Genomic DNA, 24,108 nt, shown 5'->3' on the forward strand with positions numbered 1-24,108 from the left:
TTCTTGTACCTCACAAGGGCCGAGAACCGCTATAGAAATGAGTAGACGTAGGTTGGGTGGAGCGGAGCGCAACCCAACTGATTATCAGGATGTTGGGTTACGCAAAGCCTCCACCCAACCTACAATTTTTTTGCAACATTTTAGCCAGCTAGCTAAGGATTCTGCATTGAATGCACAATCGCGTCATAAACAGATGGGATATATGGAGATTCAAGGTAAGATTAATATTTGATTAACCAACGTGATGGATGATTAATCATATTCAACAGACCAGATAAAATTTTGCAGTAACTTCCGTGAAGTTCTCGTCCTCTTTGCACATCCATGTAGTTGCATTTGACCGCAAATTCAATCCAAGTCTGAGTTGCAGATACTTCAGCTTCACAATCGTTCAAATTAGCGACAAATGCAGCCTCATAACGGCGTTTCTGCCAAGCTTTTGCTATTTTCGCGCATACAGAACGTGAAGCACGACGAATTTGATCAGTTAAAGAATATCGTTCCTCTACAGGAAACTTCTTTGATAGTTCAAAAATTTTCATTGCCGCTTCAAAGGCAATTTTATAAATTTCCAAGTCGCACGATTTACTTTCTAAACTTTCTGGAGAATAGACAAAAATCGCCTGATTTTCTAGTTTTTCTAACCTTTCTCGAAGATAGGTGAAAATTGCCTGAATTCCTTGCTCGACAATCTCAGGCGGTGGCGAGGCTAATTGCGGATTGTTATGGAGGGATAGCGTTGTCAAGTTGGAGAGTTGACTGATTTCTGGCGGCAGGCTGCTCAATTGATTGTTAGAGAGGTCTAGCATTGTCAAGTTGGAGAGTTGTCCGATTTCTGGCGGCAAGTTGCTCAGTTGATTGCCACAAAGGGATAACTCAATCAGGTTGGAGAGTTGGCCGATTTCTGGCGGTAGACTGCTCAGTTGATTGTCGTGGAGGTATAGCCCATCGAGATTGGAGAGTTGGCCGATTTCTGGCGGTAGACTACTCAGTTGATTGCCATAAAGGTGTAGCCCATCGAGATTGGAGAGTTGGCCGATTTCTGGCGGTAGACTGCTCAGTTGATTGCTAGTAAGTTGTAGCAATGTCAGATTAAAGAGTTGGCCGATTTCTGGCGGTAGACTGCTCAGTTGATTGTCGTCGAGGAATAGCCCATTGAGATTGGAGAGTTGGCCGATTTCTGGCGGTAGACTGCTCAGTTGATTGCTAGTAAGTTGTAGCGTTCTCAGATTGGAGAGTTGGCCGATTTCTGGCGGTAGATTGCTCAGTTGATTGTCATAGAGGAATAGCTCAGTGAGATTGGAGAGTTGGCCGATTTCTAGCGGTAGACTGCTTAGTTGATTGTTACGGAGGTTTAGCTTAGTCAGGCTGAAGAGTTGGCCGATTTCTGGCGGCAGGCTGCTCACTTGATTGGAACGGAGGTCTAACTCCGTTGCCTTTTCTCTGGCAGCTTGTTCAATAATTTGCAACAGTTTTTCGTTTTTCACCTGCAAACCTCACTAACTCTGTAGCGATATTTACCAGAATAGTGTATCGCAACTTCTGCGATCGCACTCCCGCATAACTAGCAACTTGGGTTATTAGCGATTATCCCAAGCTGCTTTACCAAAAGTTTTTGAGGACAAAAACACTTATTTATATTGCAATACGCTTGGGTTAAGCATTTTTTTCTTCTCTCTGTTTCCTCTGCGCCTCTGCGGTTCGTTAAAAAAATTGAGTTTGACAAAGAGTTTTAACCTTAACTGAACCGTATTGATTTATACCCTGTTTCTGCAAGAGGGTCGATCGCTGATCAGTGGCGAACTGATTAGATTTGAACCATCAATGTCTATATTTAATTACAGATACCTTAGAGGAAATTTATATGTTTGGACTGGGATGGCCAGAAATAGCTGTAATTAGCATAGTCGCTATTCTAATTTTTGGGCCGAAAAAAATTCCCGAACTGGGAACTGCACTGGGCAAAACCCTACGAGGTTTTAAGGAGGAGATGAAAACTCCCAGCGAGGAAACCAATCAGGAAGAAGAAAAACAGTAAGTCAGAATACAGGAGTCAGTGTGTTAGCTCCTCCTGATTCCTGACTACAACAAGGTATTAACAACAGAAGAAGGTGTGATCCCATTTTGGGAATCGATGACATTTGTGCCGGGATTTTGTTGGAGTGTCTCTTCCTTCGCTAAACCACGCAGCTTAATTAACTTAATAGCGCGAGTAACACTTTCTGGCAAAATTACCACCAGACTGTTATCAGGAGCCATATCTAAGCCTTTATTTATCGCTTGAGTTTCATCCAAAATTGATTCATAGCGGCTATCAGGCTTAACTTGGGTTATACCTTGAATAATCAACTGGGTGGCTGATCCCCGTACTCGTCCCCGCGAGTCATCGTCTTCTTTGATGATGATGTAATCAAAAATTTGTGCGGCTAATTTGCCCAAAGTCACAAAGTCTTCGTCCCGGCGATCGCCTGGGCCACCAATTACGCCAATCCGTTGTCCTGTAGTCCAGTTCCGCACAAAGGAACCTACAGCTTCGTAACTGGCTGCGTTGTGGGCATAATCCACCAAAGCGTGGTAATTTCCTAAATTAAATAGATTCATCCGTCCTGGCGTTTGACTAACTGAAGCCCGGAAAGTCCTCAAACCAGCCCGAATCTGCTCAATTGTGACGTTCTGCACGAATGCTGCCAAACTTGCAGCTAAAGCGTTGGCAATCATAAACGGCGCACGTCCGCCCATTGTTAAAGGTATATTTTCGGCTCTCTCTATCCGATGTGTCCAATCACCTTTAACAATTGACAAATAGCCATTTTCATACACTGCGGCTACTCCACCTTTTTGGATGTGCTTTCGCACCAATTCCGAGTCGGGGTTCATGGTGAAGTAAGCAATATTAGCCTTAGTTTTTTCTGACATGGCGGCGACGCGGCGATCGTCGGCATTGAGTACCGCATAGCCATCAGGGTATACGGCTTCCGCCACTACGCTCTTGAGGTTAGCTAACTGCTCAATGGTATCTATATCGCCTATTCCTAAGTGGTCGGAGGCTACATTCAATACCACCCCCACATTTGCGGCTTCAAAGCCCAATCCAGATCGGAGAATGCCACCGCGAGCCGTTTCCAGTACCGCTACTTCTACTGTGGGATCTTGGAGGATCACCTGGGCGCTTTGAGGGCCTGTGTTATCGCCAGATTCTACTAAGTAATCACCGATATATGTTCCATCGGTAGTTGTATAACCTACTACCTTACCAGTCTGTTTATAAATATGTGCTAGTAGTCGGGTAGTAGTGGTTTTGCCATTAGTGCCCGTGATGCTGAGGATGGGAATTTGGCTAGATTGCTCGTTAGGAAACAGCATATCCATGACTGCGCCAGCGACGTTGCGGGGAATACCCACGCTTGGGGCGACGTGCATTCGGAAGCCGGGAGCGGCATTAACTTCGACAATTACGCCATCGACTTCCCGCAGAGGACGGCTAATATCTGTGGTGACGATATCTAAACCAGCTATATCCAAACCGATAATCTTGACTACCCGTTGTGCCAACCAAAGATTTTCTGGGTGAATTTCATCGGTACGGTCTACAGCGCTACCACCTGTACTCAAGTTTGCCGTTGCCCTGAGATAAGAAATAGTGCCTTTGGGTGGCACGCTATTTAGGGTATAGCCTTGCCTTTCTAGCAGCTGGTAGCTGGTGCGGTCTAGTTCAATCTTGGTCAGGACGTTATCATGTCCTTCACCGCGATTCGGGTCAAGGTTTGTTTCCTCAATCAGTTCGGCGATCGTTGATCTGCCGTTGCCAATCACATGAGCCGGAACGCGTTCGGCGACTGCGACTACTTTGCCATTTACCACCAGTACCCGGTGGTCGCGCCCAACGTAATATCTTTCGACAATAATTGACCGGGAAACCTGTCTGGCAGCTTCGTATCCGGCTTCAGCTTCTTCCCAAGTTCTGATATCAATGGTGATCCCACGTCCATGATTGCCATCTAGGGGCTTGATGACGATGGGATAGCCGCCAACTAATTCTAGGGCTTGTTCCAAATCGTCTAAGAAGTTGATCACTGTACCTCTGGGGACTGGCGCACCAGCAGCCGCGAGGATGCGTTTAGTGGCTTCTTTATCGCAAGCTAGCTCTACACCCAGAATGCTGGTGTTATCGGTCATTGTGGCCTGCATCCGCTTCTGATTCACGCCGTAGCCTAGCTGAATCAAAAAGCGGGCTTCCAGAGACATCCAGGGAATACCTCTTTTTTCTGCTTCTTTGACGATCGCTTCCGTAGAAGGACCTAATGAAGCATCACGGGTAAAGTCTTTCAGGTCTTGGATATCTTGCTCTAGTTCTGCCTTGGGATAACGGCCTCGATCAACGATACTCTGACACAGCCGCACAGCTGCTCGTCCAGCGTAACGTCCCGCTTCCTCGTTCAGGTACTCGATCACTACTTGGAAAATTCCGGGTGTGGCAGTTTCGCGGGTGCGACCAAAGCCGACATGCATACCAGCTAATTCCTGGAGTTCTAGGGCTACGTGTTCGACGATATGGCCGATCATAGTGCCTTCTTTGACTCGCATCAAAAAACCACCACGACAGCCAGGCGAACAATAGTGACCCTCCAGACTTGGCAGCGCCTCAACTAATCCTTCATAAAAGCCAGGGATTTCATTCGAGGGCGTCTCGGCAAGGGTTTCTAAATCGAGGCGCATGACGATCAGCTTGTGGCGTCGAATGCTCCAATAGTTTGGGCCGCGTAAGGTCTGGATCTTGAGGATTCTCATGGGAATAGGTAGATGGAGATTCGGAACCAAAATTCTAGTTTCTTACTCGAATTGACCGCTAAACTGTTCATTGCAAACAGTTTTTTCTTTTTACATGGTATTCTTATCATTTTTCTACGGTAAGAAATAATAAATGTGCGGTCAACTCAGTGTAACCTCAGATACTCTATCCCGTCAGCTGGAGATTCGGTGTACAGCAGGCAATACAGTCCGCTGATACAAGTGAAAGCGATCGCCGTAGCTGAGGATATGAAGACGTAAATTATGCACCGTTAACGGTTCATTAGCACCGACATGGGGTTCGTTGGTGTGGGTGAGTTCGGTGGGATCAACAATGGTGACACTGCCTTTGCCCATGACTTGTAACCAACCATCGCGTTCAAATACAGCACAAGTATCTTCGTCAATGCCAATACCTAAGCGATCGGGATGAGCTGCGATCGCGCTAATCAGTCGCCCCATGCGATTACGGTTATTAAAGTGTTGGTCAACGATTACTTCGGGAATAAATCCCAAACCCGTTGCCATATCTACTAGGGAACGATTTGGCGACTCTCCACTACCGCCGCCAGCAATCATATGATGCCCCATCACTGCCGCTCCTGCACTAGTGCCTGCTAACGTCAGTTGCCCCGCCCTGACTCGCTGCCGAATAATTTCCATTGCTGGCGTATCTGCCAACACGCCACAAAGACGCAGTTGGTCTCCTCCTGTTAAAAATACCCCACTACAGGCTTCTAAGGATGCTTTGATCTGGGAAGCTTCACATTGTTCCCGTTCACGGATGTCTAAAATTTCTACCTTCTGGGCACCCATTTCTTCAAAAATGCGAATATACCGACCACCGATGATGGCGGGTTCACGAGAGGCTGATGGAATAATTGTAATATAAGCCTTACTAGCACCAGCACGTCCAAAAAAAGTTCGTAGGATTTCGCGCCCATGAACTTTATCTTCTGCGCCTCCGATAACCAGAACGGCGGTTTTAGTTGCTTGGGGTGTCCTCATTTCTAGCGATTTAGCTTGTAATTGCGGCATTGTGTTTCTCCTGTCAACAACTTCAGGTGAATTTAACAAGGTTCAGAAGCAGCCATGATTTTTGGGCTTTGCTTCTTTGAGAGGACACTTTTTGGAAGTTTGGAACTGGGTCAGGCACTCTCCAAATTTTCGCTTAACGCTCGCGTTGCCTCGGTCTAAACGTGTTCGTTCCCGTTCCTCAAAGCCAGCGCCTTGTTTTTCACCTGTCCACTTGCAGCAGGGCAAAATAGTCTTTAGGGGGCTAGATTCCCCCTTTCGGGTTGGGGACGAGCAGTTAAGACTACGCTTTTTCGTGAGGCTGGCTCGATGCATCCTGGAAGTTGTTAACTTGATATGATTATTAATTTAAATGTAGTTGTGACAACATTTAAACATAAATTAAGTAATTAGAAAAACTTTTGCTCCCATCTAAAATCTAAGAGGTCTGGTAGTTTTAGATACTATTGATAAAGTTTAACTGGAATTTGACCCGACCTTGGCTTGATGATGTTTGCTAGACATTCAAATTTAAGATTAGTGTCCTTGAATACGAATAACTGTGCGCTTTGATATAGTTACGCTTTTTCCTGACTGTTTTAACTCTGTTCTCAATTCTGGGCTGTTGGGTAAAGCCTTAGCTAAACAGATTGCCGAAGTGCATCTGGTTAACCCACGGGACTTTACCACTGACAAGCACCGAAAGGTAGATGATGAACCCTACGGTGGCGGCGTTGGGATGCTAATGAAGCCGGAACCGATTTTTTCTGCTGTGGAGTCGCTGCCAATTCTACCCCGAAGAGAAGTAATTTTGATGAGTCCACAGGGTCAAACAATTAATCAACCTCTTTTGAAAGAATTGGTGACAAATTATGACCAGTTAGTAGTGATTTGCGGACATTACGAAGGAGTGGATGAGAGGGTGCTACATTTGGTAACTCGTGAGGTATCTTTAGGTGATTTTATTCTGACTGGTGGGGAAATTCCAGCAATGGCTTTGATTAATGGCGTAGTGCGGCTCTTGCCTGGAACTGTGGCCAAAACGGAGTCCCTCACAGCAGAAAGTTTTGAGGAAGGGTTGTTGGACTATCCCCAATATACTCGCCCTGCCAATTTTCGCGGTTTGAAAGTGCCTGATGTCTTGCTCAGTGGGAATCATGCCGCGATCGCGCGGTGGCGTTACGAACAACAAATTCAAAGAACAGGCGATCGCCGCCCCGATCTTTTGGAAAAATGGGAGGAGGGGAAAGGGAGTGGGGAGTAGGGAGTAGGGAGTGGGGGATGAGGGGGATGAGGGAGAATGACAAATGAAAAAAATGACTAAAATTCGGATTGGTAACGGCTACGATATTCACCAACTGGTGAGCGATCGCGCTTTGATTTTAGGGGGAATTCAAATTCCCCATGAGCTGGGTTTGTTGGGGCACAGTGACGCTGATGTGCTGACTCACGCGATTATGGATGCCATGCTTGGGGCATTATCTTTGGGAGATATTGGTCATTATTTTCCGCCTAGTGACCCTCAATGGGCGGGAGCAGATAGTTTAGTACTATTAACTCAAGTACATCAACTGATTTGCGATCGAGGCTGGCAAATCGGAAATATTGACTCGGTGGTAGTAGCAGAACGTCCAAAATTAAAGCCGCATATTCACAATATGCGCGACAAACTAGCGGCGGTTTTAGAATTAGAACCAAATCAAATTGGCATCAAAGCTACCACAAACGAAAAATTAGGCCCTGTTGGACGCGAAGAAGGTATATGTGCTTATGCTGTTGTTTTACTAGTAGCTTCAGAGTAACTTTTGTTTGAAACAATCGGTAAAAATATCGAAGACTCACGAGGATAGAAATCAATGATTTATCAGGACAAACAAACCGTAACTTGGTGGGAAATCAGAGCTATACAATCTATAAATATAGAAGATATAGACTTTCCTGATATTGTTGCTGTAGACAAAGAGGAACAAATTGTTCTCATAGCTGAAGTTAAAGGTTTACCATTCAATTTCCAAGAAATAAAAGCCAAAAAGTATGCTATTTTACGGCTAATTGATTATTTGCAAGCTGCAAAGATAGTGATTCCTTTTGCCATGCTTGTTGATGTAAATAACATTCTGATTTTTCAATGGGATGGCAATAATTTATCAGAGCCAATTCTCAGTCTTAATACTGGTGATGTGCTTAGTCATTACGAGCCAAAATTCCTCGGCAAAAGGATATTTAGTCTTTACCTTAAAGGTCTTACAGAAGCTTGGCTACGTGACTTGGCATATCATTGGAAATCTGCAATACCACCTTTCACAAAGCAAATCACAGAAATTGGTTTATTGCAACTACTAGAAGACGGAAAAACTCAACTTTATTAATGATTAGCAGTGATAATTTACGTTGAAACTAATTTGTTGATGAGTATTGCTAAAGGGCAAGATTCACAAGCACAAGAATTACTGCAAAATACACCCTCTTTTTTACGTCTAGTAGTGCCAAGTATTTGTTTTGTAGAATCATTGACAACATTGGAACAAGAAGAAAAACATAATCTAGATTTTCTCCGCAAGTTAGATATACAAATTAATCAAGCAAAGCGAGATAATTCAGATAATGCACGATTACTTCTGTTTCACCTAGAACAATCAAGAACTAGCTTTTTTGAACGAAATAACGAAATAAAAGAACGTTTTGGTGTAGCTTTTAATCAGCTTGCCATGAAATCAGAAATGATTACATTAAGTACAGGTATTTTTCAAGGAACTTTAAATAGAGCAATTTTTGAGAAGCACATTATAGATAGAGTGATCTTGGAGTGTATAATTTTTCATGCTGGCTTACATCCTAATGAAACAAAAATATTTTTAAGCGCTAATTCTAAAGAATTTGGCAGACGTGAAGTTATAGAGGCTTTACGAGATAGTGGCATTCAGTATTTCAATAAAACCCAAAACTTCCTTGGTTGGCTACAATCTCAATCAAATTGATTACACTATTCGCATATTGAAATTATGAAATCTTTTAGGAAAATCTTTTTGGCAATTAAACATTTTTGGTTGCCAATAATTCTGACTTCAGCAATAGCATTTACAGTTACCGCCTGCAATCCAGCTAACTTCAAAAGTGCAGATGCTCAAGTGCCGCAATTGGTAAGTAGCATTCTCAGTGATCCCAAAACCTTTAACTATCCTCTCAGTCAGGAATCTCCAAATGTTTTTCCTCTAATTTACGAGGGGTTAATCACCCAAAATCCGATAACTGCGAAAGTCGAGCCAGCATTAGCGGAATCGTGGCAAATTTCCGATGATAAATTAAAAATTGTTTTTACCTTACGCGAAGGGTTGAAATGGTCTGATGGTCAGCCACTAACAGTAGATGATGTGTTGTTTACCTACAACGATATTTATTTAAACGAAGCGATTCCTACTGATGTTCGAGACTCACTGCGGATTGGTAAAAGTCGGAAACTACCCAGTGTGCGAAAAGTGGATGAACGCCGAGTTGAGTTTAGCGTACCCGAACCCTTTAGACCTTTTCTACTGAGTACAGGTTCGCCAATTTTACCCGCCCATACATTGCAAGAATCGGTAAAAACGAAAGATCGAAATGGGCATCCGACCTTTCTGACAAAATGGGGCGTTGATACTCCTCCCGACCAAATTATTGCTAACGGCCCTTACAAGCTAGAGCGCTATGACACGAGTCAGCGTGTGGTCTTCCAGCGCAATCCCTACTACTGGCGCAAGGATACTCAAGGCAATTCCCAGCCTTATATTGAACGGGTAATTTGGGAAATTGTGGAATCAACAGATACTTCCTTGCTGCAATTTCGTTCTGGCGGATTAGATACTGTGGCAGTGTCGCCAGATTATTTTTCTTTGCTAAAGGTGCAAGAAAAGCAAGGAAAATTCCAAATTTATAATGGTGGACCAACATCCAGTACATCGTTTGTTTGGTTCAATCTCAACAAAGGTAAAAGGGACGGAAAACCACTGGTCGATCCGGTTAAGTCTGGGTGGTTCAATAATGTGCAATTTCGGCAGGCTATAGCTTATGCAATTGACCGTCAAACGATGATTAATAACACTTTTCGCGGCTTGGGTGTAGCACAAGATTCACCGATTTCTGTGCAAAGCCCCTATTATCTTTCCCCTAAAGAGGGGTTAAAAGTTTACGATTACAATCAGCAAAAAGCGAAGGAATTACTTCTAAAAGCAGGATTTAAGTACAACAACAATCAGTTAGTAGATGCTCAGGGAAATCGCGTCCGTTTCTCTTTGCTTACTAATGCTGGAAATAAAATTCGTGAGGCAATGGGATCGCAGATAAAACAAGACTTGAGCAAAATCGGCATTCAAGTTGATTTCACCCCGTTAGCATGGAATACTTTTACTGACAAAGTTTCTAACTCCTTGGATTGGGAAGCTTCTTTGATGGGTCTAACTGGCGGATTAGAACCGAATGATGGTGCTAATGTCTGGGCACCTGAAGGCGGATTGCATATGTTTAATCAGAAACCCCAAGCAGGACAAAAGCCGATTCAGGGTTGGGAGATTGCTCCTTGGGAAGCGGAAATAGGGAATCTTTACATTCAAGCTGCACGAGAATTAGACGAAGCAAAGGTTAAAGCGATTTATGACGAAACACAGAGGATTACCCAGGAAAATTTACCTTTTATTTTCCTGGTTAATCCTTATTCAATGTCGGCGGTGCGTAATCGTTTTGAAGGCATTAAATTCTCTGCCCTTGGCGGCGCATTCTGGAATATTGAACAAATCAAAATAAGGGATTAGTTATGGGGCATTGGGCATGGGGCATGGGGCATTGGGAATTAGTTATTGGACGACTGATAAATGACAAAGAACAAAGCATAAAGGGCTAATTACTAATGACCGATGAAAAAACATTGCGTAGTTTACCGCCGTAGGCATCGCTCCTCGAAGCAGTGGCCAATGGTAAAATTACCCCAGATATAGGATTAGACGCACTTGAATCTTTGTCCTATAAACCTGCGAGTGAATTTATTGAACATAATTAGACAGAATTCCAGTAAATTTAATTCTATGAAATCACCCTCCATCTTTTTTGCAATTAGGCGTTTTTGGCTAACATTAATTCTGACTTCAGCAATAGCACTTACAGTTACCGCCTGCAACCCAGCTAACTTTAAAAGCGCAGCTGCTCAAGTGCCGCAAGTTGTCACCGCAGTTTTGAGTGAGCCTTCAACTTTTAACTATGCTCTGAATGAGTCGGCATATAGCGTTTTTGGCTTCCTCTATGACTCATTGATTAATGAGAATCCTGTAACCACAAAACTAGAGCCTGCTCTAGCAGAAGCCTGGGAAGTTTCTGAAGATGGTCAGCGAATTGTGATCACCCTGCGATCGGGAATTAAGTGGTCAGATGGTCAGCCAACGACTGCTGATGATGTTGTTTTTAGTTATAACGAAATCTACCTCAATCCTAAAATTCCTACCTCTACCAAAGATGCCCTAAGAATTGGCGATAAGGGCAGTTTGCCAAAGGTGAAAAAAATTGATGAGCGTCGGGTTGAATTTAGCATACAGGAACCCTTTGCTCCTTTTTTAAGATATGTTGGCGGCATCCCAATTATGCCAGCCCATGTTCTACAGAAAGCAGTTCGCACAATCGGTTCTGGTGGAAATTCTAAGTTTCTCTCAATGTGGGGAACAGGCACTGATCCGAAACAAATTGTTGGTAACGGTCCCTATGTCATGGAAAGTTACGTTTCCAGTCAGCGAGTTATATTTCGGCGTAATCCATACTACTGGCGTAAAGATGCTCAGGGTAATCCTCAGCCTTACATTGAGCGCATTGTTTGGCAAATTATTGAATCTACTGAAAACCAGTTGATTAGTTTTCGCTCTGGGCAGTTGGATGATTTAGAAGTTCCTCCTGAAGGTTTTAGTTTGCTGAAGCGAGAAGAAAAACGGGCGAAGTTTAAAATTTATAACGGCGGCCCAGGCACAAGTACGAGTTTTATTGCTTTCAATCTTAGTAAAGCGAAGAATTCTCAGGGTAAACCTTTTGTAGACCCAATTAAATCTAGCTGGTTTAATAAAAAGGAATTCAGGCAGGCTATAGCCTACGCGCTCGACCGCAAAACCATGAAAACAAATGCTTATCGGGGACTGGGTGAACTGCAAAATTCATTTGTTTATGTCAAAAGTCCCTACTTCCTTCCTCCAGAAAAAGGGTTAAAGGTATATAATTACGAGCCAGATAAATCGAAGAAATTACTGTTACAAGCTGGGTTTAAATATAATGACCAAAATCAGCTTTTAGATGCTAATGGTAACAGAGTCAGATTTACAATCTTAACGAATTCGGAAAGAAAAGTTAGAGGAGATATGGCATCTCAAATCAGACGGGATCTTGGTAATATTGGGATTCAAGTAGATTTGCAAATTCTCAGCTTCAATTCTTATCTAGAAAAACTCAAAGTTACGCATAATTGGGATTGTTACCTGGGAGGATTTGCTGGAGGCGGTATTGAACCCCACGGCGCTAGCAATATCTGGAGGATTGCCGGTGCATCCCATGCATTTAATTTGGGGCCACAACCGGGAGATCCACCCATAACTGGCTGGGAAGTTTCCGACTGGGAAAAGCAAATTGACAGCCTTTACATTAAAGGCGCACAGGTATTGGATGAAAACAAGCGCAAGGAGATTTATTACGAATATCAGCGCATCGCCTCAGAACAGTTGCCGTTTATTCATTTAGTGGAGGCGTTGAATTTGCAAGCAGTGCGCGATCGCTTCCAAGGAATTCAATATACTGCTCTTGGCGGCCCATTTTGGAATCTCTACGAACTGAAAGTAACCGATTAGTCATTGGGCATTGGGCATTGGTTATTCACAAAGAACAAATGACAAATGACAAAGGACAAATAACCCATGACCGATGAAAAAACTTTGCGATCGCTCCTCGAAGCGGTTGCCAATGGTAAAGTTACCCCAGATACGGCATTACATTCACTCAAAGATTTAACTTATGAATCTGTGGGTGAGTTTGCCAAAATTGACCATCATCGCGCCCTTAGAACTGGTTTCCCGGAGGTGATTTGGGGACTTGGTAAAACTCCCGATCAAATTGCTCAAATTATGGAGGTGATGCGCCTCCGCAATCCGGTGGTGATGGCGACTCGCATTGAACCAGTAGTTTATGCCGCACTGCAATCAAAAGTTAGCGGTTTACGATATTACGAATCGGCGCGAATTTGTGCGATCGCTCCCCCTACTATCGAACCACAATTCCAGGGTGAAATTGGCATTCTTTCTGCTGGTACCGCCGATTTACCCGTTGCTGAAGAAGCAGCTGTAACTGCTGAACTTTCTGGTTTCCGCGTCCAGCGCCTTTGGGATGTTGGCGTTGCTGGGATTCACCGCTTATTAAGTAACCGTCACCTGATTGAATCAGCATCGGTGTTAATTGTCGTGGCGGGGATGGAAGGCGCTTTACCCAGTGTTGTCGCTGGTTTAGCGAGTTGTCCTGTGATTGCCGTACCCACCAGCATCGGTTATGGCGCAAGTTTTGGCGGTTTAGCACCCCTATTGACAATGCTTAACTCTTGTGCTGCGGGAGTAGGTGTCGTAAATATCGATAATGGTTTTGGTGCAGCAGTTTTGGCGGGGCAAATTTTGCGAACTGCCGAGAAATTGCGGTTGGCATCGGCTGCATCTTGAGTTAAGACATTAAAGTTATATCCAATATTTCAGTACACTATCAGTATTTAATGTCAAAAATAAACTGATGCTGAAATTTGCCACCCTTTACTTCTTAAGCATCAAATATGAGCCACTACAGCGATTTGATATCTCAGTTATTTTGGCATTTGCCTGTAAATTTGACGGCACTAGCACAAACAATTACCGACCCAGATGTTATGGGTCAGATTCAAAAAGCTTGGAGCCACTTTATACAAACAGGTCAAGTGTGGGCATTGTTGATTGGTTTAGTCATTGGCTATATGATTCGGAATCTAACTAGCTACGGCTAAATCTAGGGGGAGTGGGGAATAGGGAGTAGGGAGTAGGGAAATCAGGAAAATTGTCTTCCTCCTCTTCCTAAATCATCATTTCCCATTCCCCACTCCCCACTCCCCACTCCCCTCATAATATTTATGACCAAAGAAGAAAATTGGAGTCCGCGATTTGAATCAGCGTTGCATCCAGCGATCGCTCGTTTTAATGCCAGTATAGGTTTTGATATTGAATTAATCGAATATGACTTGACTGGCTCTCAAGCTCATGCTAAAATGCTCGCTCACACGGGCATTATCTCCCAACAAGAAGGAGAGCAACTGGTTGCCGGTCTGGAGCAAATTCGCCAAGAGTACCGCCAGGGTAAATTTCAGCCCGGTGTCGATGCTGAAGATGTGCATTTTGCAGTTGAACGACGACTGACAGAAATTGTCGGCGATGTGGGTAAAAAACTGCATACGGCGCGATCGCGGAATGACCAAGTTGGCACCGATACCAGACTCTATCTCCGCGACCAAATCCAACAAATTAAAAGCGAATTGCGAGAATTTCAAGGTGTTTTACTAGATATAGCCGAAAAGCACGTTGAAACCCTGATTCCTGGCTATACTCACCTACAACGCGCCCAACCTGTGAGTTTAGCTCACCATCTCTTGGCATACTTTCAAATGGCGCAACGCGACTGGGAACGCTTAGGAGATGTTTCTCGCCGCGTCAATATCTCACCTTTGGGATGCGGTGCTTTAGCGGGAACTACTTTTCCCATCGATCGCCACTACACAGCCAAACTCTTGAATTTTGACGATATTTATGCTAATAGCCTTGATGGAGTGAGCGATCGCGATTTTGCGATCGAATTCTTGTGTGCTGCTAGCTTGATTATGGTTCACCTCAGCCGCCTTGCAGAAGAAGTCATTCTTTGGTCAACTGAAGAATTTCGCTTTGTCACCCTCAAAGATAGCTGCGCCACGGGTTCAAGTATCATGCCCCAAAAGAAAAACCCCGATGTACCAGAATTGGTGCGGGGGAAAACGGGGCGTGTATTCGGTCATCTCCAGGCGATGTTAGTGATTATGAAGGGGCTACCCCTGGCATATAACAAAGACCTGCAAGAAGATAAAGAAGGTCTATTTGATAGCGTTAACACAGTCAAAGCCTCTCTAGAAGCGATGACGATTTTGCTCAGAGAAGGCTTAGAATTTCGTACCCAGCGATTAGCCCAAGCCGTGACCGAAGATTTTTCCAATGCTACCGATGTAGCAGATTATCTGGCAGCACGGGGCGTCCCTTTCCGGGAAGCTTACAACCTTGTGGGTAAGGTGGTAAAAACTAGTATTGCCGCAGGTAAACTCCTGAAAGATTTGAAATTGTCAGAGTGGCAACAAATACATCCCGCATTTGCAGCAGATATTTATGAGGCAATATCCCCCCGTCAAGTTGTGGCAGCCCGCAACAGTTACGGTGGTACTGGCTTTGTACAGGTCAGCAAAGCACTTATAGCCGCCCGCGCTCAAATCGCTCAATAGAGGAAGTCGGGAGTGGGGAGTAGGGAGTGGGGAGTAGGGAGTAATTTTCTTTCCCAATGCCCAATGCCCAATGCCCATAACATAAATAAATAAGGGCGTACAAATGTGCGCCCTAAAAGCTAAATAAACTAAATAACAAGGGTTAAAGCAGGCAGCTTATTCAGTGTCAGCTGCTGCTGCGCCTTCTTCTTCTTCACTCTTCGGTGGTCTTTGTTGGAACCTTCTCTGCATTCTTCCTGTCGTAGTCCGTTTACGAAACTTTCTGGCATACGCCTGGTTACGTAGCGCCTTTTCTTTTTTCGGGTTACGGCGCTTGGCCATGTTCACCTCATTAATAAACAACAAAAAAGTAGCAACTAGGCATCACATAGGCAATATCAGCTACCAATGTTATTGATATACTTGTAGCCTAGTGCAGCAATTAATACGCTTTAAACAATGTACTAGTCTACCGCATTAAACCTTGTTCTGTCAATAAAATTTTAGAATTATCTCCACTACCTAGACGAAAAATACCCTTTCTTAGATTCAAATATGTCAAATAGATGTAAATTAGCTATACCAATCCTAAATCATTCGTGAAAAGTTAGATCCCCGACTTCTCAAAGAAGTCGGGGAGCTGGACACCGATAATTTTCACAAATCAGATAGGATTGCTATAACTAGTTGTTGTCCTTGGAACAAACCAATCAATATTATCAATAATTAGATAGCGGTATCAAACCCCGCTTAATTTTCTCTTCTGAATTCTGAATTCTGGATTCTGAATTCTAACTTAATTATTCAGATTAGTTTTTTGAACTAGTTCCGTGGGTTTAAGTCCCCCGGTTCTATAACCGGTAAGTTTTGTGTTGGGGTAAAATCCCCTATGCATTACTTAATTACGAATTACGAATTACGAATTACGAATTATTTTAATGTGTGCTGAAAAACTATTAGCGTAGGCGTAGCCCGCCGTAGGCATCGCTGGTTTGAGCAAGGCTAATGTTAGTTATAAACTGAAAAGCTTTCTGATTTAAGAAATATCATGTATAGATGAATACAGTGCTTCTATTGAAACTTGATGTTAGAATTAATAATATTCTACGTAAATCGTGGGAATAAAATCTCAAACCACCGACATATTTGTATAAAACAAAACTCAATAAAAATTTTATTAGTTGAGTCTATGTAAGTGGTAGAGAAGTATAGAATACAATACAAAAATTTTGAAGATTGAACGTTATTGCTTTTTTTCCGGCAGCTGTCGAGTCCACACGTAGCTTATGGCGTATTGGACAAACAGTACTGGGTATGATATTTCGTCATCCCATTACTGGCACTAGTATCATCCCAATTTTACCCGATGGTCGGATAGTACTGATCCGGCGACGTGATGATGGTCTTTGGGCATTGCCTGGAGGGATGGTGGATTGGGGAGAAGATATTCCCAACACAGTCCGCCGGGAATTGATGGAGGAAACCGGGCTAGAATTGGTGAAAATTAATCGTTTGGTAGGAGTTTACTCCGCACCAGACCGCGATCCCAGAATTCATTCAATCTGTGTTGTGGTTGAAGCCGAGGTGCATGGGACAATGGAGATTCAAGATACTTTGGAAGTCGTGGAAATCCAAGCTTTTTCTCCCAATTTCCTGCCTTCAGGACAAATGTCTCATGACCATACTCGGCAGTTACAAGACTACCTGAAGGGCTTGACAACATTGGCATAATAATATTTTGTCATTAGTAATTTGTTTTTTCGTCAGATGCTAGTGACTATTTATTATGGTGTTAAAAGCTAACGACTAAATTAAGATGGGTACACTATTCCGTAACTCCCGGAGAAAGCTCTCTCAAGGGCTGATATTCTGGCGTGAAGTCGGTCAAAAAACTCCTATAATTTTTTTACATGGTGGTTGGAATGAGAGCAGTCAATGGTTATCTGTGATGGAGTCCCTTGCACAAGATTTCCATTGCTTCGCACCTGATTTGTTAGGGTTTGGTGAATCAGAGAATCCGAATATCCACCATTCGATAGATTTACAAGTAGAGTGTTTAGCTGAATTTGTGCAAGCTGTCAAGATAGAAAAAGTGTATTTAGTAGGGCATTCTCTTGGGGGTTGGATTGCTGCTAGCTATGCTTTAAAGTATCCAGATAAGGTTGATGGTGTGGTACTGCTAGCACCAGAGGGTGTAGAGATAGCAGGACAAGAACAGTATTGCCGGAAGATGCGGCGATTAGTGAGCTATCCACCAGTAATAGTAAAATTGTTGCGATCGCTAACTCCCTTAACTAAAATCCTGGGTTGGCATGAAAAAATTGCCCAGGACTTGCAGCTGCGTCAGGCGCTATTGCCGTATCCTATAGGTTGCCAGTTACTTTTCAAACGGCGACAAGCAGAAATTGAGGCGGAATTACTGCAAAAGCAGCTTTACATGATTGATGTCCCGGTTTTGATTTTACAAGGTGGCCAAGATACACCTGATGCTTTAGCCAAGAGTCGGGTTTATGCTCAACTGATACCGAAAGTCGAGTTGAAAATGATTGCCCATGCTGGAAACGATTTACCAGAATCTTCTGCTGGGGTTGTAGCGATTGAGATTCGAGATTTTATTAAAGAGTTAGGAGTTAGGAGTTAAGAGTTAGGAGTTAAGAGTTAGGAGTACAAGATTTAGTAGAATATGGCGTTATTGATGCAGGAGTAGAGTTATGAATGATATTGAAGAATTTCTCAGATGGGGTGCTTTGCCGGATGAGACTATTAGACGCTATGAAACTGGGGAGCGAAACTTTACTGGTCTTGTACTGAGGAATGCTGTCATTAACTACACCTGTTTTATGGATGTCAATTTCACAAGTGCCGATTTGCAAGGGTGTTTCTTCAAGGGCATATTAGTCAATACTAGTTTTAGTTATGCCAATTTAGAAGGGGCTGCTTTCTATAGTCCTCTGATTAATTGCAATTTGAGTAACGCCAATCTCCGGGAAGCCAATTTGAGAGGTGTTGATTTGACTGGTGTTGACTTGACCAGTGCTGATCTGACTTTTGCTGATCTGAGTGCAGCTAAATTGGTCGGTGCTAACTTGAGAAATGCCGATTTGACTGGTATCAAAACGACGGAAAGCACTATTTTCTGCAACACCACTATTCCAGATGGAAGAATTGAAACTAACTCCCCCAAAGTTATTGATGCCCAGGAATTGCTCAAGCGTTATGCCGATGGGGAGAGAGATTTCCGAGATATTTTCTTGCATCGAGTTGACTTAAGTGGGGTTAACCTACAATCGATTAATTTGTGCGGCGCTCATTTGAGCTATGTAAATTTGCAAGGTGCCACCTTGGAGGGCGAGTTGTCGGCTGAATTCATCTGTTGCGATATGACGGATATTCAGTTGATTTGTGCCAGCCCCGACTATGGGAATCAACCTTGCTTTACTTGTTGTGACTTGCGAAGGGCTAAGATGGTCGGGGGTATAGACCCTTTTGGTGCCATCGGTAATAACTTCCAAGCCTCGAATGTCCATTTCCGTTGTGATGACGGCGATGTCTTCATTCAAAACACCACTTGGTTTGATGGAGAATTTATTGCTGGACCCGCCTGGTCGATGGAATACTGGAGAGGTATCAGAGATACCGACCTCAGCAATTTCTGAGAAAGCTGTAGAGTTGGTCTCCGCCATTAGAGCAGCTTTCCCTTACGATCGCAACCACTGTTGGACTTTTGGATGCGTTAGTTGACTACCCATCATTCATTAATATTTCCAGCATTCCCCAAAAAATTAAATTTGGTTCCACAATTAAACGTGGTGCTATTTCAGGATATAAGGCTTGCAGATAGTTAATTAATAAAGTGCGATCGCCCCCTTTAATCGCAATTTTTCCATCAGCAAATAAATCCCACCACGCCTCAATAAAATCTTTGATTCCAGCTAAGAGAGTGTAAATAACTCCACTTTGAATTGCTTCTGTTGTATTCAGTGCAAAACGTGGTGGTAAAGATGCAAAACTTCCCTTTTCTACAAATGGTAATTGTCCTGTTTGTTGACCGAGAGTTGCAAATTGCAAACCTATTCCCGGCAAAATTGCACCTCCAATCAGACACTGATTAGCATCCGCAGCCGTAAAAGTCAGCGCTGTCCCAGCATCAATCACCAACATTGGAAAACCCCAAGTTTTCCCCGCACCCCATAAAGCTAAAGCGCGGTCAATTCCTAGTGTGGGATAAACACCTTTTAGTGGTACTTGGTCTAAAGTAATAACCCGAATGTTGTGGTAAGTTTGCCAAATAGCAGTTTTGCTGGGAACTACGGAGGCTATGAGGAGGGGAGGGGGGGATGAGGGGGATGAGGGGGATGAGGGGGATGAGGGGGATGAGGGGGATGAGGGGGATGAAGAAGTATTTTCTTCCCGTGCTTCCCAATCTTCCCTAATTTTCTGATGGGGTGGAAAAATTTTTTCTAGTAAATCATTCAGGGTTTGACATTCAGCCAACTGTTGTATAAGAGACTCAGGAAGATAGTCACTATCCCAAGCTGAGTTAAGCGTCTCGCCAATAAACAATGCCCAATGCAGCCGAGAATTTCCAATTTCCAACGCTAACCAAATTTTCTCTATCTCCCTCATCTCCCTCATCTCCCTCATCTCCCTCATCTCCCTCATCTCCCAACACCTCTGCGGTTTCACTCTTTTAAATTTTTTAAGTCAGTAATAGGTTTTTTAATAAAAATTAACATTCAAGCCGTGTAACAATAAACCTAGAGGAACAAATACTCATTGTGTTAAGGAGGGGAGTTATGGTAGCGCTCACCGAAAAAACTGAAAAACGGCTCACCATACAGACTGTAGAAATCGCTCAAGAGACGACGGCTATTCGCTCTTTGGATTGGGATCGCGATCGCTTCGATATTGAGTTTGGTCTGCAAAACGGTACCACTTATAACTCGTTTCTCATCCGTGGGGAGCAGACTGCCTTAGTTGATACCTCCCACGAAAAGTTTCGTCAACTATATTTTGATACCCTTACCGGACTAATCAAGCCAACAGATATTGATTATTTGATTATTAGCCACACCGAGCCAGACCATAGCGGTTTAGTTAAAGATTTGCTGCAAATGGCTCCAGAAATTACCGTTGTCGGTTCTAAGGTGGCGATTCAGTTTCTTGAAGATTTCGTACATCAGCCATTCAAACGGCGAATTGTGAAAAATGGCGATCGCTTAGATTTGGGTAATGGTCACGAATTTGAATTCGTGATTGCCCCAAATTTACACTGGCCGGATACCATTTTCAGCTTTGACCACAAAACCAAAATTCTTTATACCTGTGATGCCTTTGGGTTGCACTATTGCTCAGATAGCACCTTTGATGAAGACTTGGCGGCGATTGAAGCAGACTTTCATTACTACTACGATTGCTTGATGGGGCCGAATGCCCGGTCAGTTCTATCTGCCCTAAAGCGGATGGCGGAACTAAAAACCATCGAGATGATTGCCACAGGACATGGGCCATTATTATCTCATAATGTTCAGGAACTAACTGGACGTTACCGCACTTGGAGCCAAACACAAACTAAGGCAGAAACGGCAGTTGGGATATTTTACGTTTCCGAATACGGATATAGCGATCGCCTCGCTCAAGCAATTGCCAACGGTATCGGTAAAACTGGTGTCGCCGTGGAAATTGTCGATTTGGGATCTGAAGTAGATTTACAAGAACTGCGTGAGCTAGTCAGCCGTTGTGCTGGCATAGTTGTTGGTCTACCTCCGGCTTCCGGTGCTGCTAGCATCCAAGCTGCACTCAGTACAGTTTTAGGATCTGCTAAAGAAAAGCAAGCGATCGGCGTGTTTGAAACCGGCGGTGGCGATGATGAGCCGATAGATCCTTTGCTGAGTAAATTCCGCAATTTGGGTTTGACAACAGTTTTTCCAGCAATTCGGATTAAAGAAACACCCACAGAAAACACTTACAAGCTGTGTGAAGAAGCGGGTACAGACTTAGCTCAATGGGTAACACGCGATCGCAGTATCAAAGCCATGAAATCTCTCGGTGCTGACTTAGATAAAGCACTAGGCAGACTGAGCGGCGGATTGTATATTATTACTGCTAAAAAAGGCGATGTTTCCAGTGCCATGCTAGCCTCGTGGGTAAATCAAGCTAGCTTTAAACCCTTGGGATTCTCCATTGCAGTAGCCAAAGATCGGGCAATTGAATCACTCATGCAAGTAGGCGATCGCTTTGTTCTTAACATCTTAGAACAAGGCAATTTCCAACCACTAATGAAGCATTTTTTGAAACGGTTCGCCCCTGGCGCAGATCGTTTTGAAGGTGTGAGAACCCAGCCAGCCGAAAATGGTGCCCCCATCCTCAACGATGCCCTCGCCTACATGGAGTGCGAAGTCGTCAGTAGAATGGACTGCGGCGACCATTGGGCAGTATACAGCACCGTCTACGCTGGACGAGTTTCTAAGCCAGATGCTTTGACTGCTGTGCATCACCGCAAAGTTGGTAATCATTATTAAGAGAGGGAGTGGGGAGTAGGGAGTAGGGAGTGGTGTTTCCTACTTCTTATTCCCCATTACCCCAAAAGCCATGTCGGAAAGCATTATTAAAAAAGTGAATAGGAAGTGGTGATTCCTACTTCTTATTCCCCACTCCCCACTCCCTATTCCCTACTCCCCATGTCAACAAACAAACCCCGTGATGTTCAAGTTTATCCAATAGCTACAGATACAAGAATACTGCGATCGCGCAGTTGGTCAAGGCTGAGATTTGAAATTGAATACGCTCTTGCTAAGGGTACAACTGCTAATTCTTATTTAATCGAAAGCGATAAAACCGCAATTATCGATCCTCCGGGCGAAACGTTTACACAAATTTATTTAGAAGCGTTGCAGCAGCGTTTCCATGTCGAAGAGTTAGATTATGTAATTTTGGGACACGTCAATCCTAACCGCGCTGTAACTTTAAAAGCTTTGTTGAAAATTGCCCCGCAAATCACTTTTGTTTGTTCTAATCCAGGGGCGATAAATTTACGTGCGGCGCTGGAAAATCCCGATTTGCAAATTATTGTGATGCGGGGCGAAGAAACCTTAGATTTGGGTAATGGGCATAATTTACAATTTATTCCCACCCCCAACCCCCGCTATGCAGATCAACTTTGCACCTACGATCCCCAAACAGAAATTCTGTACACAGATAAGTTATTTGGGGCGCATGTTTGCGGAGATCAGGTATTTGATGAAGGCTGGGAAATATATAACGAAGATCGGCGCTATTATTTTGATTGCCTCATGGCTCCCCACGCTCGTCAAGTTGAAACAGCGCTAGATAAACTTGCGGATTTTCCCGTGCGAATGTATGCCAATGGACACGGGCCTTTGGTACGCGATGGCTTAATCGAACTAACCAAAGCTTATCGGGAATGGAGTCAACAGCAAACATCTGCTGACTTGACAGTAGCGTTAATTTATGCTTCAGCTTACGGGAATACAGCCACATTAGCTCAAGCGATCGCTCGTGGGATTACAAAAGCTGGTGTTGCTGTAGAATCGATTAATTGCGAATTCACTGAACCTGAAGAAATCCGGCTGGCTGTAGAAAAATCTGCTGGCTTTGTCATCGGTTCACCCACTCTCGGCGGTCATGCACCCACACCTGTACAAACAGCTTTAGGAATTGTACTATCTACCGCTACTAATAATAAACTTGCTGGTGTTTTTGGTTCCTTTGGCTGGAGTGGGGAAGCGGTTGATTTAATCCAAGGTAAATTAAAAGATGCTGGCTATCGGTTTGGTTTTGACACCATCCGCGTCAAATTTAAACCCGACGATGCCACACTGCAATTGTGTGAAGAAGCCGGAACCGACTTTGCCCAAGCACTGAAGAAAACCCGAAAAGTGCGAACGTCTAGTCAACCTGCGACAAGTGTAGAACAAGCAGTTGGTCGGATTGTCGGTTCTCTTTGTGTTCTCACAGCAAAAGAAGGCGATCGCTCCAGTGCCATGTTAGCCTCTTGGGTGGCTCAGGCTAGCTTTAGTCCTCCTGGTTTAACCATAGCTGTTGCCAAAGACCGCGCAGTAGAAACACTGACGCATACAGGAAATAAATTTGTCCTCAACATCCTCAAAGAAGGGAATCATTTGGGGTTGATGAAGCATTTTCTTAAACCTTTTGGCCCAGGACAAGACCGATTTGCTGATGTCGCCGCCCAAGAAACTGAAAGCGGTTCTCCCATACTTACCGATGCCTTAGCATATCTCGAATGTTCTGTACAAAACCGGATGGAATCTGGCGACCATTGGCTAGTTTATGCGACTGTTGAGAGTGGCAAATTGTTAGATAACGATGGCGTTACAGCCGTGCATCATCGCAAGTCGGCAACTCATTATTAATTGCGAATAGGGCATGGGGCATGGGGTGAGATGCTATTTTTCCGGGTTGGTTGGGTTTCACTTCGTTCAACCCAACCTTATATGTTAAGTGAGCTTGAAGTTCCGAGTTCTGAGCTTGAAGTTCCGAGTTCTGAGCTTGAAGTTCCGAGTTCTGAGCTTGAAGTTCCGAGTTCTGAGCTTGAAGTGTCGAGTTCTGAGCTTGAAGTGTCGAGTTCTGAGCTTGAAGTGTCGAGTTCTGAGCTTGAAGTTCCGAGTTCTGAGCTTGAAGTGTCGAGTTCTGAGCTTGAAGTGTGGAGTTCTGAGCTTGAAGTGTGGAGTTCTCAGATGAAAACTCGAAGTTTGGAGAGCGATCGCATATCATCTTGTTTTCACGAATCGCCTATTGGTAAGCTTGTCTTTTGAGATGCGATC

23 protein-coding genes and 1 pseudogene are annotated in these 24,108 nt (G+C 43.9%); 17 read left to right on the forward strand and 7 right to left on the reverse strand.

Annotated elements, in window-relative coordinates; all coding sequences use genetic code 11:
- Window positions 1–37: 37 nt before the first annotated feature.
- The gene (locus tag V7K27_RS31305; protein ID WP_334952477.1) at window positions 38–232 is read left to right on the forward strand and encodes a hypothetical protein; all 195 of its coding nucleotides are present in this window, start codon (window positions 38–40) and stop codon (window positions 230–232) included.
- Here the strand turns inward: V7K27_RS31305 and V7K27_RS31310 are convergent.
- Window positions 222–620 carry a four helix bundle protein gene (locus V7K27_RS31310; RefSeq protein WP_334952576.1) on the reverse strand — a complete coding sequence of 133 codons (399 nt, stop codon included), beginning with the start codon at window positions 618–620 and terminating at the stop codon, window positions 222–224. The genes V7K27_RS31305 and V7K27_RS31310 overlap by 11 nt on opposite strands.
- A gap of 102 nt (window positions 621–722) precedes the next feature.
- Window positions 723–1,487 (reverse strand): annotated as a pseudogene (locus V7K27_RS31315) (leucine-rich repeat domain-containing protein); the annotation flags it as partial.
- Window positions 1,488–1,864: 377 nt separating this feature from the next.
- Here V7K27_RS31315 and tatA point away from each other — a divergent pair.
- Window positions 1,865–2,038: a twin-arginine translocase TatA/TatE family subunit gene (gene tatA, locus V7K27_RS31320; RefSeq protein WP_094348761.1), complete on the forward strand. Its 174-nt coding sequence runs from the start codon at window positions 1,865–1,867 to the stop codon at window positions 2,036–2,038.
- Window positions 2,039–2,082: 44 nt separating this feature from the next.
- Here the strand turns inward: tatA and cphA are convergent, their stop codons facing one another.
- Both cphA and V7K27_RS31330 read right to left on the reverse strand, forming a co-directional pair.
- Window positions 2,083–4,788, reverse strand: coding sequence for a cyanophycin synthetase (gene cphA, locus V7K27_RS31325; protein WP_334952577.1), 2,706 nt, complete (start codon window positions 4,786–4,788; stop codon window positions 2,083–2,085).
- A 174-nt stretch (window positions 4,789–4,962) separates the two neighbouring features.
- Complete coding sequence (locus tag V7K27_RS31330) at window positions 4,963–5,826, reverse strand: cyanophycinase (RefSeq protein ID WP_334942831.1); 864 nt, start codon at window positions 5,824–5,826, stop codon at window positions 4,963–4,965.
- A gap of 538 nt (window positions 5,827–6,364) precedes the next feature.
- On the opposite strand from V7K27_RS31330, the gene trmD reads away from it, so the two are divergent.
- From trmD to argH, 9 genes are all read left to right on the forward strand, one after another.
- Window positions 6,365–7,066 carry a tRNA (guanosine(37)-N1)-methyltransferase TrmD gene (gene trmD, locus V7K27_RS31335; RefSeq protein ID WP_334952479.1) on the forward strand — a complete coding sequence of 234 codons (702 nt, stop codon included), beginning with the start codon at window positions 6,365–6,367 and terminating at the stop codon, window positions 7,064–7,066.
- Window positions 7,067–7,118: 52 nt separating this feature from the next.
- A complete protein-coding gene (gene ispF / locus V7K27_RS31340; RefSeq protein ID WP_334952578.1) occupies window positions 7,119–7,604 on the forward strand; it encodes a 2-C-methyl-D-erythritol 2,4-cyclodiphosphate synthase in 486 nt (161 codons plus the stop codon).
- Between the two features lie 54 nt (window positions 7,605–7,658).
- Window positions 7,659–8,171, forward strand: coding sequence for a hypothetical protein (locus V7K27_RS31345; RefSeq protein ID WP_334952481.1), 513 nt, complete (start codon window positions 7,659–7,661; stop codon window positions 8,169–8,171).
- Window positions 8,172–8,180: 9 nt separating this feature from the next.
- Window positions 8,181–8,780, forward strand: coding sequence for a PIN domain-containing protein (locus V7K27_RS31350; RefSeq protein WP_334952482.1), 600 nt, complete (start codon window positions 8,181–8,183; stop codon window positions 8,778–8,780).
- Window positions 8,781–8,804: 24 nt separating this feature from the next.
- Window positions 8,805–10,586, forward strand: coding sequence for an ABC transporter substrate-binding protein (locus tag V7K27_RS31355; protein ID WP_334952483.1), 1,782 nt, complete (start codon window positions 8,805–8,807; stop codon window positions 10,584–10,586).
- Window positions 10,587–10,856: 270 nt separating this feature from the next.
- On the forward strand, window positions 10,857–12,647 hold the full coding sequence (locus V7K27_RS31360; protein ID WP_334952485.1) for an ABC transporter substrate-binding protein: 1,791 nt from the start codon (window positions 10,857–10,859) through the stop codon (window positions 12,645–12,647).
- A 66-nt stretch (window positions 12,648–12,713) separates the two neighbouring features.
- The gene (larB, locus tag V7K27_RS31365; protein ID WP_334952487.1) at window positions 12,714–13,502 is read left to right on the forward strand and encodes a nickel pincer cofactor biosynthesis protein LarB; all 789 of its coding nucleotides are present in this window, start codon (window positions 12,714–12,716) and stop codon (window positions 13,500–13,502) included.
- Between the two features lie 107 nt (window positions 13,503–13,609).
- Window positions 13,610–13,816, forward strand: a complete 207-nt coding sequence (locus V7K27_RS31370; protein ID WP_334952489.1) for a hypothetical protein — start codon at window positions 13,610–13,612, stop codon at window positions 13,814–13,816.
- Between the two features lie 123 nt (window positions 13,817–13,939).
- Window positions 13,940–15,325, forward strand: coding sequence for an argininosuccinate lyase (argH, locus tag V7K27_RS31375; protein ID WP_334952490.1), 1,386 nt, complete (start codon window positions 13,940–13,942; stop codon window positions 15,323–15,325).
- Window positions 15,326–15,481: 156 nt separating this feature from the next.
- On the opposite strand, the gene V7K27_RS31380 is transcribed toward argH, so the two are convergent.
- Window positions 15,482–15,646 carry a hypothetical protein gene (locus V7K27_RS31380; RefSeq protein WP_167407613.1) on the reverse strand — a complete coding sequence of 55 codons (165 nt, stop codon included), beginning with the start codon at window positions 15,644–15,646 and terminating at the stop codon, window positions 15,482–15,484.
- A gap of 894 nt (window positions 15,647–16,540) precedes the next feature.
- Here V7K27_RS31380 and V7K27_RS31385 point away from each other — a divergent pair.
- The 3 genes from V7K27_RS31385 (at window position 16,541) to V7K27_RS31395 (ending at window position 18,960) form a co-directional block, all read left to right on the forward strand.
- Complete coding sequence (locus tag V7K27_RS31385) at window positions 16,541–17,035, forward strand: NUDIX hydrolase (RefSeq protein ID WP_334952492.1); 495 nt, start codon at window positions 16,541–16,543, stop codon at window positions 17,033–17,035.
- 85 nt (window positions 17,036–17,120) lie between these two features.
- On the forward strand, window positions 17,121–17,945 hold the full coding sequence (locus tag V7K27_RS31390) for an alpha/beta fold hydrolase (protein WP_334952493.1): 825 nt from the start codon (window positions 17,121–17,123) through the stop codon (window positions 17,943–17,945).
- A 70-nt stretch (window positions 17,946–18,015) separates the two neighbouring features.
- The gene (locus V7K27_RS31395; protein ID WP_334952494.1) at window positions 18,016–18,960 is read left to right on the forward strand and encodes a pentapeptide repeat-containing protein; all 945 of its coding nucleotides are present in this window, start codon (window positions 18,016–18,018) and stop codon (window positions 18,958–18,960) included.
- An 85-nt stretch (window positions 18,961–19,045) separates the two neighbouring features.
- Here V7K27_RS31395 and V7K27_RS31400 read toward each other — a convergent pair whose 3' ends face one another.
- Window positions 19,046–19,912, reverse strand: a complete 867-nt coding sequence (locus V7K27_RS31400; protein WP_334952580.1) for a pantothenate kinase — start codon at window positions 19,910–19,912, stop codon at window positions 19,046–19,048.
- Between V7K27_RS31400 and V7K27_RS31405 the strand changes: the two genes are divergently transcribed.
- From V7K27_RS31405 to V7K27_RS31415, 3 genes are all read left to right on the forward strand, one after another.
- Entirely contained in the window at window positions 19,867–19,998 is a 132-nt protein-coding gene (locus tag V7K27_RS31405; RefSeq protein WP_334952586.1) for a hypothetical protein, read from the forward strand. The genes V7K27_RS31400 and V7K27_RS31405 overlap by 46 nt on opposite strands.
- 102 nt (window positions 19,999–20,100) lie before the next feature.
- Window positions 20,101–21,825 (forward strand): diflavin flavoprotein, encoded by a 1,725-nt coding sequence (locus V7K27_RS31410; RefSeq protein ID WP_334952495.1) that lies wholly within the window; start codon window positions 20,101–20,103, stop codon window positions 21,823–21,825.
- Window positions 21,826–21,984: 159 nt separating this feature from the next.
- Entirely contained in the window at window positions 21,985–23,697 is a 1,713-nt protein-coding gene (locus V7K27_RS31415; protein WP_334952582.1) for a diflavin flavoprotein, read from the forward strand.
- Here the strand turns inward: V7K27_RS31415 and V7K27_RS31420 are convergent.
- Window positions 23,657–24,058 carry a hypothetical protein gene (locus V7K27_RS31420; RefSeq protein ID WP_334952496.1) on the reverse strand — a complete coding sequence of 134 codons (402 nt, stop codon included), beginning with the start codon at window positions 24,056–24,058 and terminating at the stop codon, window positions 23,657–23,659. The two genes, V7K27_RS31415 and V7K27_RS31420, sit on opposite strands and share 41 nt — an antisense overlap.
- Between the last annotated feature and the right edge of the window lie 50 nt (window positions 24,059–24,108).

This window comes from Nostoc sp., assembly GCF_036919575.1.
Taxonomy (GTDB): Bacteria; Cyanobacteriota; Cyanobacteriia; order Cyanobacteriales; family Nostocaceae; genus Nostoc.

Excerpts from the sequence above, each read along its gene's own strand:
- cphA (WP_334952577.1), bottom strand. The coding sequence starts at position 4,788 with ATGAGAATCCTCAAGATCCAGACCTTACGCGGCCCAAACTATTGGAGC.
- V7K27_RS31360 (WP_334952485.1), top strand. The coding sequence starts at position 10,857 with ATGAAATCACCCTCCATCTTTTTTGCAATTAGGCGTTTTTGGCTAACA.
- V7K27_RS31415 (WP_334952582.1), top strand. The coding sequence starts at position 21,985 with ATGTCAACAAACAAACCCCGTGATGTTCAAGTTTATCCAATAGCTACA.
- V7K27_RS31420 (WP_334952496.1), bottom strand. The coding sequence starts at position 24,058 with ATGATATGCGATCGCTCTCCAAACTTCGAGTTTTCATCTGAGAACTCC.
- V7K27_RS31395 (WP_334952494.1), top strand. The coding sequence starts at position 18,016 with ATGAATGATATTGAAGAATTTCTCAGATGGGGTGCTTTGCCGGATGAG.
- tatA (WP_094348761.1), top strand. The coding sequence starts at position 1,865 with ATGTTTGGACTGGGATGGCCAGAAATAGCTGTAATTAGCATAGTCGCT.
- V7K27_RS31410 (WP_334952495.1), top strand. The coding sequence starts at position 20,101 with ATGGTAGCGCTCACCGAAAAAACTGAAAAACGGCTCACCATACAGACT.
- V7K27_RS31370 (WP_334952489.1), top strand. The coding sequence starts at position 13,610 with ATGAGCCACTACAGCGATTTGATATCTCAGTTATTTTGGCATTTGCCT.
- V7K27_RS31330 (WP_334942831.1), bottom strand. The coding sequence starts at position 5,826 with ATGCCGCAATTACAAGCTAAATCGCTAGAAATGAGGACACCCCAAGCA.
- V7K27_RS31380 (WP_167407613.1), bottom strand. The coding sequence starts at position 15,646 with ATGGCCAAGCGCCGTAACCCGAAAAAAGAAAAGGCGCTACGTAACCAG.
- argH (WP_334952490.1), top strand. The coding sequence starts at position 13,940 with ATGACCAAAGAAGAAAATTGGAGTCCGCGATTTGAATCAGCGTTGCAT.
- V7K27_RS31355 (WP_334952483.1), top strand. The coding sequence starts at position 8,805 with ATGAAATCTTTTAGGAAAATCTTTTTGGCAATTAAACATTTTTGGTTG.
- ispF (WP_334952578.1), top strand. The coding sequence starts at position 7,119 with ATGACTAAAATTCGGATTGGTAACGGCTACGATATTCACCAACTGGTG.
- larB (WP_334952487.1), top strand. The coding sequence starts at position 12,714 with ATGACCGATGAAAAAACTTTGCGATCGCTCCTCGAAGCGGTTGCCAAT.
- V7K27_RS31390 (WP_334952493.1), top strand. The coding sequence starts at position 17,121 with ATGGGTACACTATTCCGTAACTCCCGGAGAAAGCTCTCTCAAGGGCTG.
- V7K27_RS31405 (WP_334952586.1), top strand. The coding sequence starts at position 19,867 with ATGCCCAATGCAGCCGAGAATTTCCAATTTCCAACGCTAACCAAATTT.
- V7K27_RS31305 (WP_334952477.1), top strand. The coding sequence starts at position 38 with ATGAGTAGACGTAGGTTGGGTGGAGCGGAGCGCAACCCAACTGATTAT.
- V7K27_RS31345 (WP_334952481.1), top strand. The coding sequence starts at position 7,659 with ATGATTTATCAGGACAAACAAACCGTAACTTGGTGGGAAATCAGAGCT.